Origin of the sequence: Thiorhodococcus mannitoliphagus, from assembly GCF_010915725.1 — a bacterium.
Classification (GTDB): domain Bacteria; phylum Pseudomonadota; class Gammaproteobacteria; order Chromatiales; family Chromatiaceae; genus Thiorhodococcus; species Thiorhodococcus mannitoliphagus.
Genome location: NZ_JAAIJR010000320.1, coordinates 1 through 1,563 on the forward strand (window position 1 = coordinate 1; position 1,563 = coordinate 1,563).

Annotated in this window: 3 protein-coding genes; all 3 read right to left on the bottom strand. The window is 60.5% G+C overall.

Annotated elements, in window-relative coordinates:
• Positions 1 to 59: 59 nt before the first annotated feature.
• The 3 genes from G3480_RS29665 to G3480_RS26560 are packed head-to-tail and all read right to left on the bottom strand — an operon-like array spanning position 60 to position 1,034.
• Positions 60 to 350 (bottom strand): BrnT family toxin, encoded by a 291-nt coding sequence (locus G3480_RS29665; RefSeq protein ID WP_164657198.1) that lies wholly within the window; start codon positions 348 to 350, stop codon positions 60 to 62.
• 50 nt (positions 351 to 400) lie between these two features.
• Positions 401 to 814, bottom strand: coding sequence for a PIN domain-containing protein (locus tag G3480_RS26555; protein WP_164657196.1), 414 nt, complete (start codon positions 812 to 814; stop codon positions 401 to 403).
• Positions 801 to 1,034: an AbrB/MazE/SpoVT family DNA-binding domain-containing protein gene (locus G3480_RS26560; protein ID WP_164657197.1), complete on the bottom strand. Its 234-nt coding sequence runs from the start codon at positions 1,032 to 1,034 to the stop codon at positions 801 to 803. Before G3480_RS26560 ends, G3480_RS26555 begins: the two co-directional genes overlap by 14 nt.
• Between the last annotated feature and the right edge of the window lie 529 nt (positions 1,035 to 1,563).

Sequence of the window (1,563 nt, forward strand, 5' to 3'; positions counted from 1 at the left end):
GGAAAGCCGCTTGTCCGGTTCTGAGAGGGGCCGGGTCGCAACCTGGACCACGGGCGAGATCATGTGGCACCGCCGGGAAACCAGGCGGCAAACAGAGAACACAAACGTCGCCCTACCGTCCGGGGAGTGCCCGGCCTACTCAAAACCCCGGTCCTCGTATGGACGACCAGCAATAGCGTGCTGTTCTCCGCCTGACCCATGGTGATCCAGCGTTCTTCGGTCCCGCTATGGTCCTCATCGGGGATGGAGATCATCAAGGGATCACGGAATACCGTGGCCGCCAACTCGAAGCCGACGCCTTGCTTGCGCCGGTTGCTGGCCGCCTTGGCAGCGCCCCATTCAAAGTGAATTCAAACACGGCCGATTGCCTGGAAGCTGACCACCAGCGATTGGCGCTACATTAGCGCTCGGTGGCAAAGGGATTCTTGACGAGAAGCCTGTCGTCGATCCGCTGACCGTCCTGAAGGTCTTCGGTCAGCAAGAGGTCGCACTCGGCGTCTAGCGCGGCAGCGACGATCAGGGAATCATAGATCGAGAACCCATAGCGCTCACTGACCTTCAGCGCCCGATCATGAGTGGCAACCAGGAGTGGATCAACTCGGCATAGCTGGCGAACCGTCTCCAGCACCTCGTGGATCTCCGGCCAGGACAGGCCAAGCTTCCGTGACGCGACCGATGCGAATTCGTTGAGTACCTGAACGCTGATCACTCCACCGCTGGCCAGCAGGGCCTCGGCACGATCGGCTTTGGCGTCGTCTTCCGACAGCAGATAGAGCAGGACATTGGTGTCGAAGAAGACCCTAACCGCGGTCATGGGCTTCCAAGCGATCGAAACGAAAATCCTTCGGCAGTCGGCCTCGGTACTTACGCAGCCGCTCCAGCAGCGCGCGGTTATCGGGCGCCTTGCCGACGGTCAGCGAACGGGCACTCTTTACCTGAATCTCGATGTCGTCGCCCTCGTGTAGATCCAGCGCCTCGACGACGGCCGCGGGCAGTCGGACCGCGAGACTGTTGCCCCATTTCGACACCTGCATCGTTGCCTCCACCAGGTCCTTCAGATATACATCGTCCTACTGTATATCCAATCTCGCCGATGTCCAGTCGGGCGGCTGATGTACGTTGCGGGGCGGGGGAGAGGGTGACCACCGGCGGAGTCAGACGCGGCAAAGCAAAGGCTATCCCGCTGGTGACTTTATGTTGACTCAAAAGGAAACGGCCTAGGCGTTTTTCGCCTAAGCCGTTGTTTTATTGGCTCCCTGGGACGGGCTCGAACCGCCGGCCTAGTGATTAACAGTACCAGAAACCGTCTCGACTGGCCGCTGAAAGTCACAGAAAAAGAATCGTGTTTCTTGCGCTCAGAGAGGTTCCCAGTCGAAACCGAACCTATTCATAACCTGGCCGCTCGGTGTCGCTGCGCTTAGGCGTCAAACCCGTTTCGATTCATGGGCTTACGGCTGTCTCGGCCGAACAAACCCCGAACCGGCCGCTGTCTGCCCCAGAGTGCCAAACAGCCCCCCGGCATGGGGGTCGCCAAGCCCCGGCGCTGCGGTGGGCACAGCGGGC